The sequence below is a fragment of the Kurthia zopfii genome (assembly GCF_003143955.1).
In the GTDB taxonomy this organism is placed as follows: Bacteria; Bacillota; Bacilli; order Bacillales_A; family Planococcaceae; genus Kurthia; species Kurthia zopfii.
On the sequence record NZ_QFVS01000028.1, the window covers coordinates 11,788 to 29,712 of the forward strand.

The following is a 17,925-nucleotide window of genomic DNA, read 5'->3' on the forward strand; positions in this document are numbered from 1 at the left end:
GAACGAATAAAGCATTTCTTTCGTCATACTTGTTATAGTAGTAATATCAATAATAAACATGAATGGGTGAGAAGGATGAAAATTAATCGTTCAACCGTTTTTCAATGGCTTAAAGTCATCTTACCAATCTTTCTCATGCTTTTTGCAATTCGTGAGATTGGAAAGATTATACGAGAAGCCAACGGAGAGAAAATCGCGTCTGAACTGGGTGCCATCGATGTAAGAGCGCTCGTGTTAATCGCAGTAGTTCCATTGATTTTGGCATTTCCAATGTTTTTTTATGATTATTTTATCATGAAGAAATTAAAAATTAAGCGACCAATGAAACAACTAATGAAGGAATCATTAATTATTAATTCCTTTTCTAATTTAATCGGTTTTGGTGGATTAATCGGCGTTTTACTTAGAACGCACTATTTTAAAAAGCCAGAAATGGACAATACGACATTTTTCAAAATGATTGCGTCCGTAACTTTATTCTATTTAGCAGGAATCTCGCTATTTGCGGATATACTACTAATCTTCGCATGGGACTTACCTCTATTTAATGAGCATCCCTTCCTTCTATTAGTAGCAGGATTTATCGGGTTATATACACCGTTCCTATTTATTAAAGCATTTATACAACTTTTAAGAAAAAAAGTAACAGTCAAAGATGTTGTCAGTGATTTCGCCTTAATCGGTGTATCAGTTGTCGAGTGGCTGGGAGCATTTTGTATGCTTGTCATTCTTACAAAACTACTACACATCGAGATCGCTTTAATCGATTTATGGCCAGTATTCGTCATCGCATCAGCAGCTGGTATTGTTAGTATGATTCCAGGGGGACTTGGCTCATTTGATTTAGTATTCATTTGGGGAGCTACAAGTTTAAATCTTCCTTCTGAATCGGTACTCGTACTATTACTATGCTACCGCGTCGGATACTATGTCATACCATTCATCGCAGGGGGAGCGTTATTCCTTCGTGATATTTGGAGAAGTTTTAATATTGGATACAGCAGTATTCCAAATGCGTTGTTAGAAAAAACTACACATATTATTGCGACAGCGCTCGTATTTTTAGCTGGTTTAGCGTTACTAATTTCATCTGCTGCACCAGGAGCAATTGAAAAATTGAAGTATATTCGCGAAATTATGTCATTGCCATTCATCAATGTATCCCATCAAGTATCAGTTGTGACTGGGTTCGTACTACTAGCATTATCGAATGGTATTTCATACAAGGATAAACGTTCATTCAAAGTAACGCTTTTCGTACTAATTTTCGCATCCATCTTATTTATATTAAAAGGGGTGCAATATCGCCAAGCGCTATTTATGCTTTTCGTAGCTTTATTGCTGTACTTGTCGAAAAATCGATTTTATCGCAAGAGTTACATCGAAACTTGGGGAAGAAGTATTTTAAATACAGTCGTTATTTCAATAATAATTTTGGGCTACATCGTTTTAGGATGGTTAGCGCACCGTAATTCAAATTATAAATTACCAGATCACATCCAAACCTTATTAATTCGTGATTCCGGAGATTTATTCAAAAGCGCAGCTATAGGTATTGTCGTCATCGTCTGTGTCGTTGTCTTCGAAAGATGGATGCGCAAACGGACACAGTTTAAGAAGCAGTATGCCAATAATCATCTGAAAGAAATAAATAAACATTTAGATCAATATGGCAAAAAGGAAGCATTTTTATTGGGCAATAGTGAAGATCAATGTGTTTTCTGGAATAAAAAGAAAACCGTTTTATTCCCTTATTTAGTGTCAGCTGATAAATTAATTGTTCTCGGAGATTTAGTCGGAGAAAAAGAAGATTTCAAAGAAGCAATCGAAGAATTAATTATTTTTGCGGATTTATATGGCTATACACCCGTCTTTTATGAAGTTTCGGATGAATTTGTCCCGTATATGCATGGCTATGGCTTCAATTTCTTCAAATTAGGAGAAGAAGGCTGTGTCGATTTACAGACGATGCAATTCAAAGTTCATGAGATTGAACAATTCGATCGCATTGCAAAAGTTGTGAAGGAGCAAGGCTATGAGTATGAAGTGCTACAAGCGCCATTTACAGCGGAATTTGCTTTGGAATTGGATGACTTACTGAAATCAATTAAAACGACGAAATCAAGTAAGGATACGCATTTCTTCAGCGTCCAAAACTTGAATCAAGGGCCAGTCGCGTTAATTAAAAATGAACATCAGGAAATTGTTGCTTTTGCCACATTAATGCCATTGCATGATGAGCGCAAAACAATTTCGATTACGAATTTATACTCACTGCAAATTGATTTGCCTTCTGAAGTACTAGATTATTTATTAATGAAGCTTCTTATGACTTCAAAAGATGGTGGATATCATCAATTAAATGTCGGTATGATGTATTTACAACATGTTGGTGTATCTAAATATGCCGGGGTTTCTGAGAAAATTACAGCTCAAATTATTGTAGACGCTCAAGATACGAGTATTAATAAGGATACACTTCATTTAAAAGAGACTTACGCAAATGAATGGAAAGCCAAATATATTGCTTATCGAAAACGAGCGTTCTTGCCATTTACAATTATTCAAATTATGATGCTAATTGGAGAAAATAAATTCTCAAATAAACGAAATCAATTTATTGCGATGAGCAATTTGAAAAAGAGAGTAGTTAAGTAATAGGGGTGTAGCGATGACAGAGATGACAATCGAACAACAAATTTTCACTTGGTTTGACCATTTTCATGCAAATCCAGAGGTTAGTTGGAAAGAATACGAAACAACGAAGAAAATAGCTTCTATTTTGGAGGAGTTAAATGTCTCATATCGATTATTTGGAGATATTCCAGGATTAGTTGCTGAAATTGGTGAAGGAACAGATATCGTAGCTGTACGTGCAGATATTGATGCGCTATGGCAAGAAGTAGATGGGGAATGGCGCGCAAACCATTCTTGCGGTCACGATGCAAATATTACAATGGTACTTGGCGCGTTACTTCGCCTACGTAATGAACCATTGAATCACAAAGTCCGTTTCATCTTCCAACCTGCTGAAGAATTGGGGAATGGAGCAGTTGCATCATTCGAACGTGGAGCAGTTGATGGTGTATCTCATTTATTCGGTGTTCACTTACGTCCAATTGAAGAATTACCACTTGGTAAGATTACACCAGCGATTCATCATGGGGCAGCTTACTTTCTTGAAGGGAAAATAAATGGTGCTGATGCTCACGGTGCAAGACCACATCAAGGAAATAATTCGATCGATGTTGTTATGGCGGTTCATCAGATGTTAAATAGTCTTCACTTTTCACCATTTGAACCACATTCGGCTAAATTGACGAAAATTGTCGCAGATGGTGGTAGCACAAATATCATTCCTGGTGGAGCGACATTTGCGATGGATATCCGTGCGCAAAGTAATCAACTGCTAGATGATATGAAAAATGCGATAGAAAAAGGATTAGAATCCATCGAAAACCAGTTCGGAGTAGGGCTGGAGTGGAGATTTTTTGATTATACACCAGGTGCAGAAGTTTCTCCGGAGGCAGCTCAAATGGCAAAATCAGCAATAATCGACACTTTAGGTGAAAATTTTTGCACTAATGAGGTTCATACACCAGGTGCTGATGATTTTCATTTTTATACAGTCAAGAAGCCTGAATTGAAGGCGGCAATGATTGGAATTGGTGCTAATTTACAACCAGGTCTACATCATCCGAAAATGACTTTCGACCATACGGCACTAATAGATGCATCAAAAGTTTTAGCAGCTGTTTTGAAGAAAACGCCTGAATAAATAGATAATTTTAAAACCACTCTATTGTGAAAATAGAGTGGTTTTTTATTTTATTTTATGAATATTTATACAAATGCATCTAATGTTTTATTTAGCTAGTACAAGTAAAAATTTTGTTGATGTAACCGTTTACTATCTGTTTTAACGCAAAAATTTTGCATTGACTAGATTTTATTTAACCATTAATGTGTATAAATATAGTAGATGTTTCATTTTTCAGACAAGTGATGGTATTGAGATGAACGAAGGGGATGAAAGAAATGAAAAGAGAAATTAAAGCAAGATGGACAATATTAACGTTTGGTGTAATGATCACGGCAATGGCGATTGCAGTTATAGCCTATGGCTCAAGCCCACACGTACCGTTAGTAGTAGGAACTATTACAGCAGCAATCGTAACTTTAGCTCACGGATTCAAATGGCGTGAAGTGGAAGAAATGATGTACAAGGGGATTAAATTAGCTTTACCAGCAATCGTAATTATTATGTTAGTTGGATTTACAATTGGCGCCTGGGTAGGTGGCGGTGTAGTTGCAACAATGATTTATTACGGTTTGAAGTTAATTTCACCTGAATGGTTCTTAATTACAATCGTAATTTTATGTGCTATTGTTTCGTTAGCAATCGGTAGTTCTTGGTCAACAATGGCTACAGTAGGGGTAGCTGGTATGGGAATTGGCCTAAGTATGGGTATCCCAGCAGCGATGATTGCAGGAGCAGTAATTTCTGGCGCTTACTTCGGTGATAAAATGTCACCATTATCTGATACAACAAACTTGGCGGCAGGTTTAACTGGTACGAATCTATTCGATCATATTAAGCATATGCTCTTTACGACAGTACCTGGACTTATAATTTCCTTAGTCGTCTTTGGAATCTTAGGGCGTAAATTTGCTCATATTGATATGAATTCTGAAAGCATCACGACAACGTTAGCAGTATTACAAGACACATTTTACGTATCACCATGGTTATTACTAGTTCCAATCGGTGTAATCGTAATGGTAGCGAAGAAAGTTCCAGCAATTCCAGCATTAATTATCGGTATTATTTTTGGTTTCTTATTACAAGTTACAGTTCAAGGTGGTTCAATGCAATTCGCATTAACTACTTTACAAGAAGGTTTCGTTTTAGAATCAGGCAATCAATTAGTCGACAAGTTATTTAACCAAGGTGGACTTGATGGCATGATGAACACGGTATCGATGACTGTAATCGCAATGACATTCGGCGGTATTTTAGAATACTCTGGTATGTTAAAATCATTAATCCAACAAATTTTGCGTTTTGCAAAATCAACTGGAAGCCTTGTGACTTCAACAATTGCTGCTTGTATTTTTACAAACGGTACTTGTTCTGAACAATATATTTCAATCGTAGTCCCTTCACGTATGTTCGTAAAAGCGTACCGTGATCGTGGATTACATTCGAAAAACTTATCGCGCGCACTAGAAGATGGTGGTACTTTAACATCTGTATTCTTCCCTTGGAACACTTGTGGTGTGTTTATCTTTGCGACACTTGGGGTGAGTGCATTCGAATATGCACCTTACGCAATTTTAAACTTTGTTGTACCAATTATTTCAATCATTTACGCATATGTAGGTTTTGCAATTGTGAAAATGACACCAGAAGAAATCGCAGAAGCAAAACGCAAAGAGGAAGAAGAAAGCGTTTTAGAACCAACTGTTGTTTAGTCATAGATTTTATGAAAGGGCTTTATAAATCAGTGAAGACTACACTGCTTATATCGCAAAAAAAAACCAACCGGTGAATTTCGCTGGTTGGTTTTTCTTTTTTCGTCACGTTAAAAAGGTATAAACGGCTTTCGGACGGCCTTTTTGGTAAGTCATCTCACTTGAAGATTGGACTAAATAGGCATGGTCTAATAATTTCTTAATCGTTCTTTCTGCAGTTCGACGCGTAACATGTAAATAATCTGCTAAATCTTGCGCAGTAAATTGATCAGACTGGCGATCCGCAATAAATTGTAGAAATTTTGAAAGTGATAATGAACTTAATTTCGTCTTTTCAGCCATTAATTTTAATTGTGGCTTATCTAGTTTAAGTGAAATGGAACGTTTTTCAGAAGGAAATGGCCCAAATAATTTCGTACGCTCATCAATCAAGAAAATATCACCTGGTGTAGCGAAATGAATGGCTTCCTGTGCGTGTTGCAATGCTTCAGCCATCGATTCACCATAACCAAATCCCATACGGTACGGTGAATTGAATTGAGCTAATACATGAATTAAGTCTTCGCGATCGAGTGCTTGTTGAAGGCGACCAGAAGTCGTATAAAGCTCAAAACGTCCATCCTGCTTCTTTTTATAACTCGCGTGGATATATTTCGTAAATTGTATAAAGGATTGAAAATCATCTTCTGAACATTCAATAATACCAGTCGTTGCTCTATTTTCTTTCGATTTTTGCAAAAGAAGTTCAGATTTTATTTCTTCCATTTTTCGAAGTGTAGCAGATTTAGAATCCTTCATTCGAAAAACGGGAATATTTTCATTCTCCAATTTTTCATACAATTGATGTACGCCTGTGACGATTAATTTTACGCTACCTTCATGAAATAGTTGTGTATGTTCTTTATAAAGATGCTGGCTAGTAGATGACAGTATGTAAGGTAGATCGCCTGTATAATTCATATCATCTAAAATATTCGAAACGAAAGTAGGGTCAATAACATCAATTGCTAGTTCATGTAGTGAGACTTGCTCATTTTGTAAAATAGACAGTAAAGTAGTTGCAACCGCCGTTTCATCTTGTGCCATATAGTGACAAGGCACAGACAGTTGAGGAACCAGCGGTTGAATCTGTTGGAAGGGAAGTAAACCACCAACGATGATTGCATCTGCATTTTGTGCAGCGGGTAATAAAGTAATGGCATCTTCAGGTTCCTCATAAATGAAAAATTCTAATTGAATATCATCGAGGTTTTGTGAGATACTAGATATATAATTTTTATATGCTTTCGAGCTTATAAAAGCGATTTTAATTGGCATCGGTAAACATCCTTTGCTTTTTATTTTAGTCCATTAAACGACTATTAAACGACAAAATAAACCACTAGGAGTGTATTATACATGAAAATCAAAGAAATAGAACTATTTGCAATCAATTTACCTCTAATCGATCCATTTATTATTAGTTATGCTACATATGATTCAATTCAATCAATCATTGTGAAAATGACGACTGACGATGGGATTGTCGGTTACGGTGAAGCAGTTCCAGATGAACATATTACAGGCGAAACATGGGAAAGTACTTTTGAAGTATTAAAAAATAAATTAGCACCAGCAGTAATTGGGTTAGATCCTCGTCAATTTGAAAAATTACATGATGTAATGGATCATGTTGTACGTCCTGCTCCAGCAGCGAAAGCAGCAATCGACATCGCATGTTTCGATATCGCTGGTAAATCAATGAATGTACCAGTTTATCAATTATTAGGTGGTCGTTACCACGAGAAATTCCCGATTACACATGTTCTTTCAATCGGCGCTCCAGAAAAAATGGCTGAAGAAGCAGCGAAGAAAATGGAATTAGGATACACTTCATTCAAAATGAAGGTAGGAACTGAAGTAACGACAGACGTAGCACGTATTAAAGCAGTACGTGAGAGCGTGGGTGAAGACATCGCCATTCGTGTGGACGTAAACCAAGGATGGGGTAATGCCGCAACTACATTAACGGCACTTCGTAAAATGGAAGGCCTAGACATCGATTGGTTAGAACAACCTGTATTAGACAATGATTTCGACGGTCTAGTAGAAATTAAAGCAAAATCAGATGTAACGTTAATGATTGACGAAGGACTTCGTAGCGAGCGTGATATGCGTGAATTAATCGCAAAACGTGCCGCAGATAAAGCGAATATTAAACTAATGAAATGCGGCGGTATTTACCCAGCAATGAAATTAGCAGTAATGGCTGAAATGGCGGGCATTGAATGTCAAATTGGTTCAATGGTAGAATCATCAGTTGGTTCAGCAGCTGGATTCCACGTAGCATTTTCTAAAAAAATTATGGGTAGTGTAGAATTAACAGGTCCAATTAAATTCTCTAAAGATATTGGTGACTTAAAATACGACATCCCATTCATTCAATTAAATGAAAAACCAGGGCTTGGTATTGATGTAGATGAAAATGTACTTCAAGAATTAACAGCATTCTCAGAGAAAATTACAGAGTAAGAGGTGTTTTGATGGAGAAAATTAGAACAGGTCAATTAGGTGAGCATGAATTTTACGTTCGTCATTTAAAAATTGAAGATTTACAAATTATTTTAGAATTGCAAGAAGTGGTGTATGCTTCTTTACCGGACCAAAGTGTATTACAACCTCTTAGTACGGAGGAGTTCGAATATATTCTAAATGATCAAGGCATCATGATCGGTGTTTTCGTTGAAGAAAAATTAATCGGTTTCCGTGCATTGCTAGATCCACCACTTGAAGATGAGCATTTAGGTTATGATTGTGGCATAGCGGAAGAAGATTTCTCTAGAGTGTTATATCAAGAAATTTCGAATGTATCACCTGAATTTAGAGGATATGGACTTCAGAAGAAGATGGCGCAATGGTCGATGGAAGAAATTGATTTAAATCGCTATGATTATGTATGTTCGACTGTACAACCTTATAATATTCCAAGTTTAAAAGATAAATTCTCGCAAAATTTAGTAGTAAGAGCATTGAAAATTAAATATGTAGATAAATTACGCTATGTTTTCTTCAAAGATTTAAAAAATCCGACACCGACTTATAATGAGTCGAAAATAGCTGTAATGAGTGATCAAGACGGCCAAAAAGCACTTTTAAAAGAAGGTTTTGTTGGAACAAAAATGTATGAAGAAAATAATGAGTGGTTTGTTGTATATGAACGCTAAAAACAGTCTATAATAAGGTGACTAACATTTTGAGGAGTGCTATAAAATGACAAAAATCCCTGTAATTATTGACTGTGATCCTGGAATTGATGATGCTATGATGTTGACGTTAGCTTTTGCTCGTCCAGAACTAGATATTAAGCTTGTAACAGTAGAAGCTGGTAACTTAACAATGGATAAAACAACGTATAACACTTTAAGTTTTTTAACATATATTAATGAGCGAGTTGAAGTTGCCAAAGGAATCGAACAACCGATGTTCCGTAAACAAGAAGTTGCGGAAGATATTCATGGTGAAGGTGGACTAGGTAACGTAAAATGGGCTGATCCTTCATTTGAAGCAAGTGAACGTCCTGCGATTCAAGCGATGGTGGATACTTTATTAAATGCTGAAGAGCCAGTAACAATTGTTGCGACAGGTCCATTAACGAATATAGCAGCATTGTTATTTGCACATCCTGAAGTAAAATCTTTCATTAAACAAATTTCTTGGATGGGTGGCGCGGCAGTCGGTGGTAATATGTCGACTGTAGCAGAGTTCAATGCGTATGTAGATCCTCATGCAGTAGAATTCGTATTCCGTTCAGGTGTTCCGATTATTATGAGTGGTTTAGATGTAACACATAAAGCGTATATTACGCGTGAAGAAATGGCAGACTTAAGTCATTTAGGTACGCCATTTGCAGAAAAAGTCGCTGATATGATGAACTTCTATACATTCACTCAATCGGATACACCATTCTATGTGCCAGGTTTCGAAAAACAAATTCGTGTACATGATATTTGTGCAGTTGCTTGTTTAATTGAGCCAGAGATGTTCAAAGGGGACGATTACTTCGTTGAAGTTGAATTAAATGGTTCATTAACGCAAGGTGCTACACTAGTGGATTATACGAATAGAACAGGTAATAAACCGAATGTACATGTGCTGCACACTGTAAATCGTGAAGCATTCATTGAATTATTCTTTAATGCAGTTACAACAATCGGTAAAAAAATCCAATAATAGAAAAATTGTTTCACATGAAACAAGCTTATGATGAATTTTGCATAAGCTTGTTTTTTTGCTCTATTAGATTTAGTGGAGTCTTAAAACAATTCGGTTCTATTATATATGTTGGGGTATTAAAACAATTCACGTTGTAACTTTCAGAAAGAACGAATGCTTTCCGCCGACAAGTGCCGCACTATTTCTTTCGATGTTGAACTATGTGAAAAAGCTCATTTTCACCAATTCCTTCATACTTAAAGATTCTACAATAAAAAAAGAAAAAGACGTGATTACGTTCATTTCCGAACGAAACCACATCTTCAAATAGTGTCTTACTTTTACAGTAAGACTGAGAGAATGTTCTAATAGGAGGATAGTAGAATTAAAATGAGAAAAATTTGGTTTCGCTAATATATTAATAAGTTGAAAATTCTGATATTGAATATCTTTTGCTAAAGTGGGCAAAATCCACATTTTAAAAGTCCAGGAACATCCTTCGAGAAACAACAACTTTTCCTTACAGGAACATTGATTAAATTGCTTGGATGGTTACCACCTGTATAAGTAGAGAATTTAGATTGTTCACTTATACCTTGCCATGTTTCAGCATTCTCAAGTATTTGTAAGTATTCAATTGCTTCATCCTCTGTCGCAGGACTAGAAGATAATGTATGGTAATGCCAGAGCATATAGCCAAATACATTTTCCCAGTGCGTTAATGGCGATACGCCACCTAATTTGCGAAGTTGTGTAAAAATTTGATGACATTGTTCGGTTAAAACTTTTGATACAGCTTGTTGTCGCTCATCTTCATCAATCATGATCCAATCTTCACTACGTGTGAACATACATAATGAAGGACGACCGAATTCTTCGCGAACACCGAATTGTAGATTTTCTAATTCACCATCCCACATTTCATCATAAACAGTTAGCATATAAAACTGCATAGCAACGAACATACCGTATCTTCTCGTAAAATATGAAATGGCGACAGCATCTTGATCGCTTTGACTAACTGCTTTGAAAATATTTTTTGCATCTTCTAAAAAGTCATCTTGTAAAATTTGATTTAAATTAAATAAAAAAGTTTGCTCCTCATCTACATAATTACTATAGCTATGTAGTTGCTGTAACTGGTCTTGAGAAAGTCCACTCATAATATTTCACCCCTTAATTTCTACTATACATGAAAAAGTTCTACCATATCTATTGACTATTTAATTGATAACGATTATCATTATCATATAAAGAAAATTACTCCTCCTCTAACATGGATATCAGAGGATACAAAAGCTGCTTTTCTCCAAAAAACAGCAAATAATGCTACAGTTCAAAACCCCCCTCAAACGGTTCGGAATTTAGTAGCGAATGTAAATCGACAGGGCTTCGCCACTCTGTCGATTTTTTATTTATTAAAATGCACAAAAATAGGAATCGCGATAAAATGCGATTCCTATTTTCTAATTTGAAAATGATTTCTTATTTAATAACATCGTGTGATAGCTGTGTAAAAGCATGCCAATCATAATTACTGCGAGTCCCACTAAAGCGAGTGGAGCTGGTAGTGGTATGCCAAGTAAAATCATTTCACCGACAATAACGAATATAATCTCGGTTGATTGTGTTGCTTCTACAGCAGCCAATTTCCCTTGATCATCACGAACTCGGTCTGTAGCGATGAAAAATAGCACAGTAGCGATTACGCCCGAACTAACACCGACAATTAGTGATTGGAAAACTTGCGAACTACTTGGCAACCCTACAGTCACATATGCGTATATTGCCATGATGATCCACGCAGGCATCGACATAATGGTCATTCCTAAAACACGTTGGAAAGAATCCATTTTACCATTACATATTTGCATCATTTTACGATTACCTAGAGGATACGCAAAAGAAGCGATTAGAACAGGCAGAATCCCGAATAATAATACTTTTTTGGATACGGAAGCCGCACTTGGAATTTGAATTAAAATAATCCCAATCAAAATCACGCTTGATATAAGAAGTGATTTAAACGGAATTTTCTGACGTTTTAAACCTGATGGTGTATGTATGAAAAAGAATGGAGCGAGTAAGACACCAGCAATGATTGTAAATTGCCAAGTACCTGATACAAGCCAACCAGGACCATAAGCCGCAGCAAATGTTAGTGGAGCATAGAAAAGTACAAAACCAACGAAGCTCCATAGTAACCATGCACTAGGGTTCGCTTTGATTTCCTTTGTCATTGAAGGCAGCCCATGTCGAGCCGCCACAATGATTAAAAGGAAAGGAATCATGAAGAAATAACGAAGTGAAGAGCTCCATAACCAACTGCCACCATCAAGTTCCATCATATGATTTAGAACGAAGGTTACAGCGAAAAATAGAGCGGCTATAATACCAAGTAAAATTTCTTTCATAAAAACTCCTTTCAAACGTGATTAAGCACGTTGTTCGTAGATTTTTACGATTTCAAGTAATACTTGAGTTGCTTTTTCCATTGTTTCACCTGAAACATATTCATATTTACCGTGCATGTTTTCGCCACCAGCAAAAATATTTGGTGTTGGTAATCCCATGAATGATAATTGAGAACCATCTGTACCACCACGGATTGGTTTCATAACTGGCTTAATATTTAAGTTGTGCATTGCTTCTTCAGCAATATCAACGATGAATTTTACTGGCTCAATTTTTTCAGCCATATTGTAATATTGATCATTCATTTCAAGTTGAATCGCATCTTCACCGTATTCAGCTTTTAGCGTAGCAACAGCTTTTTCAACTAATGCTTTTTTCTCTTCAAATTTCGCACGGTCATGATCACGCACGATATAAGTAAGTACTGTTTTTTCGATTGAACCTTCAAAGCCCATTAAGTGAATGAAGCCATCACGACCGTCTGTTAATTCTGGAACAGCATCTTTCGGCATCATTTCTTGGAATTTGATCGCTGCAGTAATCGAGTTGATCATTTTATTTTTTGCGCTACCTGGGTGTACATTCGTACCGAAAGTCGTTAATTTAACGCCAGCAGCATTAAAACTTTCGTATTCTAATTCGCCAAGTGGTCCGCCATCCATTGTGTAAGCATAGTCCGCATTGAAGCGTTCAACATCAAATTTATGTGGGCCACGGCCGATTTCTTCATCTGGTGTGAAAGCGACACGAAGCGTACCGTGCTTGATTTCAGGGTTTTTAATTAAGTATTCCATTGCTGTCATGATTTCAGCAATCCCAGCTTTATCATCAGCACCTAGTAGTGTAGTACCGTCTGTCGTAATTAAAGTTTGACCGACATAGTTCGCTAACTCCGGTGATTGCTCAGGTGATAAAACGATTGAATCATTTAATTGAATCGCTTTGCCATCATAGTTGTCATGTCTTTGTGGATTGACATTCGTACCTGTGAAATCTGTCGTTGTATCAACATGGGCTAAAAAGCCGATTGTTGGAATTTCTTTATCTGTATTGGCTGGTAGCGTAGCGAATAAATAGCCGTTTTCATCAACTGCTACATCCGACATGCCAATTTCTTTTAATTCTGTTTCTAATACGCGAAGTAAATCCCATTGTTTCTCAGTAGATGGTGTTGTTTCGCTATAGTCATCCGATTGTGTATCAATTTTTGCGTAGCGAATTAATCGCTCAATTACTAGTTCTTTCATAATAATCCTAGTCCCCCTTAATTGTTGAAGCATTGCTACTATTCTAACATTTTATTACGGTTTACGGAATGTTTTGACACGCTTAGAGCAAATAAACATTGTGCAGAGTAATAGGTCGTCATAATTAAAATAGATGAATATTTAATATCTGCAACGAACATATTGAGTGCTAAAATCGAATCCGATAGTAAAAATAATATTGCCCCGGAAATAATGATTTTATTTTTTGTTTGGATTGCGCTTAATGCCATCGTCAAAATCACGCCGATATAGCATAGAATAGCGACTGTTAAAATGTAATTGCCACTTTTAAAAACATTACCAGCAACCCACGCGGCCATGATAATTCCTAGCGCTAAAAGTATGAGCATCGCTGTTTTTGGAGGCGATATTCGACGCGTTTTCGTGAAGGCTACAATGTAGAAAATATGGCCTAATAAGAAAAATGATAGACCGACAATAAACCAATGCAAAGTGACATCACCTATTGCACATGTGAAAAGTGCGACTGGAATCCACATTTGTTCGCGAGTAGGATTACTTAGTAGAGCGAGCAGCAGGAAGCACATAATGGGTAATGCTTTAAAGAACATTGTCACGACAAATGATGTATTTTCAGGTAAGAAGAAAATATAGTAGCATGCCGATAGAAATGCAAATATTAATATAATTATTTTCTGCATGGTTTAGCCGCCTTTCTTATATAGAATATTCTCGTTACTATACCCGAATTCCTTTCAAAAAGGAGAAAAAATGAAACTTTTCCGGCTGTCACCTCGTAGAAAAACTAAGTATAGGAGGGAAAGAAATGACAATGACATTTACTATTGCTGCGATCTTAGCAGCGATTGTCGGGATTTTAATCGTCCCAATAACGAGCCGCATGAAAGATGGCGGTTTAAATTTTAAGTTTAAGATGCTATTTTTTGTAGGAATTTTTATCGTTTCATTTATTATCACGCTTATTATTCTGTATGTAACAATGATGGATTTAAATTGGTCAGCAGTTTGGCCGGTAATTGTTATTATTGCGGGAATTGGTGCTTACTTAGCAGTAGGAATCGAGCGTAAATTAAAAGGTGTGATTGCATTTGCGGGTATTATTATCGCAGCATACATGTTATCCGCACCACTTTTCAATGCAGATGAGAAATATAAATCTGCTGAGATGCAAACAAAAGAAGAACTTAAAGCATTCGATGAGTCGAAAAAACCTGCGAGTGTACCACCTAAATATGCTCGTAACAAAATGAAAAAAGCATTCGGCCAAGTTCCGAATACGAGTTATTTCGAGTTAGGTAATCTTCAAATTCAAAAAATTAATGGTGAATATGTATACGTAGCACCAGTTGAGTTCTCAGATATGTTCAAATGGTTCAAAGGTGATAAAACACCAGGTTATTTCGTATTAAGTGCGACAGATTCATCAGCAAATCCTAAATTTGTGAAGAAGGAAATGAAATATGTACCGTCAGCATTTTTAAATGACAATGTACAACGTTATATGCGTTTACACAATCCACTGAAAATTTTCAATGGTGATGTACAATTAGAAATCGATGAAGATGGAACACCTTATTACATCCGTACTTACGGTAAATTCATTTCAGCACGTAACGGTTTTGATCCACAAGGGATCGTCATGTTAAATGCTCAAAATGGTGATATGAAATCGTATAAAATTAAAGATGTACCTAAATTTATTGATGGAGCAATTTCTCCAGAGGCAGTAAGTTTACAAAATAGTTACTTCGGTAATTATGTACATGGTTACTGGAATACAATTTTCGGCAAAAAAGATATTAAACTTCCTTCAGATGAAGGTGTAGAAGCAAATGTAAGTCCAGTATTTGATGAAAATGGCGTGATGTTCTACTTCACAGATTTTACAAGTCCTAAAGAAGGCGTTGACTCAATGCTTGGTTATTCATTAACGAATGCCCGCACTGGTGAAGCGACTTACTATACAGGGAACCAAGATGAATCTTACATGGATTCTGAGGGCGCTTTACAAGTAGTTGAGAAGAAATTCGTTGAGAAAAAATGGGCTGGTTCAATGCCTTTACTGTACAACTTCTACGGTGAAACAAGTTGGTTAGTACCAGTACTTGATTCAAATGGTTTCTTACAAAATTACTATATCGTTTCAGCAGCGAATCCTGAAATTGCGGTGTCAGCGATGTCACCAAATGAAGCGCTTCGCCAATACAAAAATGTACTAAGTCGTTCTGGTTCAACTTCAGTAAACGGCACGTCTTCGAAAGAAGAGAAGCAAGGTGAAGGGAAAGTAGTCCGTGTTTATAAACAAACGACAGGCGACTTCACAAACGTTACATTCTTATTAGAAGATGAAACGAACTACACTGTAAGTTCAGAAGCATCACCTTTAGCTGTATATCTACAAGAAGGTGATGAAGTGAAATTCACATACCTTGGTACGAATGAAACATTCCAACAAGTGAAGGAATTAACGATTACTTCATTGGATCGCAAACAAAAAGAAGAGTCAGCTAAAGAAGAGCCAGCTAAAGAAGAGAAAAAAGAAGATAAAGAAACAAAAGAAGATAAAGAAGTAAAAGAAGATAAAGAAATAAAAGAAGATAAAGAAGTAAAAGAAGATAAAGAAATAAAAGAAGATAAAGAAGTAAAAGAAGATAAAGAAATAAAAGAAGATAAAGAAGTAAAAGAAGATAAAGAAACAAAAGAATAATTTCTAAAAAGGCTGTTTGCCAAATATTTAGGTGAATGAAATTGGATTTTCAATTTCATTCACCTTTTTTAATTTTATTTAAATTTGAGCCGAAATTTTGTGCTTTTCTTTTGTTGTCTAGCTCCAAACGCTATATGCTATGGGATACTTCAGGTTTTCGGGTCCTTCTCAAGTATTGGTGTCCAGCTTGTTCCACTACTCTCTTTGAGTCACTTCGAAAACTCGGGGAAAAGTGGTGGTGCGTTTACTTTTCCTTCGAATTTTCCAGATCTTCCGCATATGAACGAGCGTGATTTGCTTTTCGTTTTCTGTCTAGCTCCGGTGGCTTATCTCTTGGAGTCACTTCAAAAACTCGGACGAAAGTGGTGGTGCGCTTACTTTCGTTTCGTTTTCTGCAGTGCTCTCGAGAAAAACGAGCCACCTCCGCTTTTCGTTTTTTGTCTAGCTCCAAACGCTATATGCTATGGGATACTTCAGGTTTTCGGGAGAAAGTGGTGGAACTTTTACTTTCTCTTCAAACCTTGCAGTACCCTCGCATATGGGCGAGCGTTTTGCGCTTTTCGTTTTTTGTCTAGCAAATTCACGCTATATGCTTTCAGCTCTTCAAATTCTCGGGGAAAAGTGTTGGAGCGTTTACTTTTCCTTCGAATTTTCCAGATCTTCCGCATATGAACGAGCGTGATTTGCTTTTCTTCTGTTGTCTAGCTCCGGTGGCTTATCTCTTGGAGTCACTTCAAAAACTCGGACGAAAGTGGTGGTGCGCTTACTTTCGTTTCGTTTTCTGCAGTGCTCTCGAGAAAAACGAGCCACCTCCGCTTTTCTGTTCACATTTATTTCCAAGTGAATCCTTGTGAAGCTAAATAGTCTTTAATGAATGGGCGTTTTTGCTCAACTAGGTAGTCAGCCATTTGTTTCGTCCAGTTTGAAACTTTTTGATTGGCATTACGATTCATGTAATATTCGCCAAGAGTTGCATCATATTGTGTTAGAAGTTGATCATATTTATCCGTATCATAGCCATTTTCATGAATGATTGCTTCGACTGGAAGACGAGGTTTCGTATCATTCGTTTTCGTCGGTGTACCGATTGTCATTGCAAACATTGGGAATACATAATCCGGTAAATTGAATAACTCGCTAATTTCTTTTGGATTATTACGAGCGCCGCCGATATAGCAGATGCCATAGCCTTCAGATTCAGCTGCAATGACAAAGTTTTGAGCAAATAAACTCACATCTGCCACGCCGACAAGAAGATTTTCAGCAGAGTCTGCCACGATATCGATGTCGTGTTTTTGAGCTGCTAATTGCAATCTTTTGAAGTCGACACAGAATAGGAATGAAGCGCCAGCTGTTTTGAATTGGAAATCGTTCTTCGTCAATTCGCCAAGTTTTGCTTTTTTCTCTTCGTCTGTTACGTAAATAACACTGTAAGCTTGAACAAAATGAGAGGTAGCGGCCATTTGCGCTGTTTGGACTAAATCATAAACAACCTCTTTTGGAATTTCCTCACCTGTATATTTTCGAACGGATGTATGACTACGTAATAAATCTTTCACTTGATTCAAATTAATCCAACTCCTCAGACGTATATTTTTCTCTTTTACTATAGCCGAAAATGGTTGAAACTGCATTCATTTCGCGCCTGTTTTTTACGATCTAATTTAAGTGTTTTATTAAAATTTTCAGAAAATGGTTGACGTTCCAAAAATCTAGGCTTATACTAGGAACAATTGATGGAACAAAACATCCAACTTCATAACGATTTACCTTTATCAAGAGTGGCGGAGGGATAGGCCCTGCGATGCCCGGCAACCAGTTTATTTATTAAACTAAGGTGCTAATTCCTACAGATTTTCGAATCTGATAGATAAGGGGAGGACTATA

Annotated in this window: 13 protein-coding genes and 1 riboswitch; of the genes, 7 read left to right on the forward strand and 6 right to left on the reverse strand. The window is 36.7% G+C overall.

Annotated features, from left to right (window positions below):
- Positions 1–75 precede the first annotated feature (75 nt).
- The 3 genes from mprF to nhaC all read left to right on the forward strand — a co-directional run bounded on the left by mprF (position 76) and on the right by nhaC (position 5,475).
- Complete coding sequence (gene mprF, locus DF281_RS10280; protein WP_109350173.1) at positions 76–2,658, forward strand: bifunctional lysylphosphatidylglycerol flippase/synthetase MprF; 2,583 nt, start codon at positions 76–78, stop codon at positions 2,656–2,658.
- Between the two features lie 22 nt (positions 2,659–2,680).
- Complete coding sequence (locus tag DF281_RS10285; RefSeq protein WP_109350193.1) at positions 2,681–3,778, forward strand: amidohydrolase; 1,098 nt, start codon at positions 2,681–2,683, stop codon at positions 3,776–3,778.
- A gap of 260 nt (positions 3,779–4,038) precedes the next feature.
- Positions 4,039–5,475, forward strand: a complete 1,437-nt coding sequence (nhaC, locus tag DF281_RS10290; protein WP_109350174.1) for a Na+/H+ antiporter NhaC — start codon at positions 4,039–4,041, stop codon at positions 5,473–5,475.
- Positions 5,476–5,580: 105 nt separating this feature from the next.
- On the opposite strand, the gene DF281_RS10295 is transcribed toward nhaC, so the two are convergent.
- Complete coding sequence (locus DF281_RS10295) at positions 5,581–6,792, reverse strand: HTH domain-containing protein (RefSeq protein ID WP_109350175.1); 1,212 nt, start codon at positions 6,790–6,792, stop codon at positions 5,581–5,583.
- An 81-nt stretch (positions 6,793–6,873) separates the two neighbouring features.
- Here DF281_RS10295 and DF281_RS10300 point away from each other — a divergent pair, with 81 nt between their 5' ends.
- The 3 genes from DF281_RS10300 to DF281_RS10310 are packed head-to-tail and all read left to right on the forward strand — an operon-like array spanning position 6,874 to position 9,684.
- Positions 6,874–7,986: a mandelate racemase/muconate lactonizing enzyme family protein gene (locus DF281_RS10300; RefSeq protein WP_109350176.1), complete on the forward strand. Its 1,113-nt coding sequence runs from the start codon at positions 6,874–6,876 to the stop codon at positions 7,984–7,986.
- Between the two features lie 11 nt (positions 7,987–7,997).
- Positions 7,998–8,678, forward strand: coding sequence for an N-acetyltransferase (locus DF281_RS10305; RefSeq protein WP_109350177.1), 681 nt, complete (start codon positions 7,998–8,000; stop codon positions 8,676–8,678).
- A gap of 46 nt (positions 8,679–8,724) precedes the next feature.
- Positions 8,725–9,684 carry a nucleoside hydrolase gene (locus DF281_RS10310; RefSeq protein ID WP_109350178.1) on the forward strand — a complete coding sequence of 320 codons (960 nt, stop codon included), beginning with the start codon at positions 8,725–8,727 and terminating at the stop codon, positions 9,682–9,684.
- A 437-nt stretch (positions 9,685–10,121) separates the two neighbouring features.
- On the opposite strand, the gene DF281_RS10315 is transcribed toward DF281_RS10310, so the two are convergent.
- From DF281_RS10315 to DF281_RS10330, 4 genes are all read right to left on the reverse strand, one after another.
- Positions 10,122–10,829 carry a siderophore-iron reductase FhuF gene (locus tag DF281_RS10315; protein WP_109350179.1) on the reverse strand — a complete coding sequence of 236 codons (708 nt, stop codon included), beginning with the start codon at positions 10,827–10,829 and terminating at the stop codon, positions 10,122–10,124.
- A 303-nt stretch (positions 10,830–11,132) separates the two neighbouring features.
- The gene (locus DF281_RS10320) at positions 11,133–12,080 is read right to left on the reverse strand and encodes a DMT family transporter (protein WP_109350180.1); all 948 of its coding nucleotides are present in this window, start codon (positions 12,078–12,080) and stop codon (positions 11,133–11,135) included.
- 21 nt (positions 12,081–12,101) lie between these two features.
- Positions 12,102–13,328 (reverse strand): peptidase T, encoded by a 1,227-nt coding sequence (gene pepT, locus DF281_RS10325; RefSeq protein WP_109350181.1) that lies wholly within the window; start codon positions 13,326–13,328, stop codon positions 12,102–12,104.
- 38 nt (positions 13,329–13,366) lie between these two features.
- On the reverse strand, positions 13,367–14,011 hold the full coding sequence (locus DF281_RS10330; RefSeq protein WP_109350182.1) for a lysoplasmalogenase: 645 nt from the start codon (positions 14,009–14,011) through the stop codon (positions 13,367–13,369).
- 125 nt (positions 14,012–14,136) lie between these two features.
- On the opposite strand from DF281_RS10330, the gene DF281_RS10335 reads away from it, so the two are divergent.
- On the forward strand, positions 14,137–16,038 hold the full coding sequence (locus tag DF281_RS10335) for an ABC-2 transporter permease (protein WP_240605541.1): 1,902 nt from the start codon (positions 14,137–14,139) through the stop codon (positions 16,036–16,038).
- 830 nt (positions 16,039–16,868) lie between these two features.
- Here DF281_RS10335 and nfsA read toward each other — a convergent pair.
- Positions 16,869–17,606: an oxygen-insensitive NADPH nitroreductase gene (gene nfsA, locus DF281_RS10345; RefSeq protein ID WP_240605542.1), complete on the reverse strand. Its 738-nt coding sequence runs from the start codon at positions 17,604–17,606 to the stop codon at positions 16,869–16,871.
- Positions 17,607–17,807: 201 nt separating this feature from the next.
- Positions 17,808–17,915, forward strand: a riboswitch (SAM riboswitch).
- Positions 17,916–17,925 lie beyond the last annotated feature (10 nt).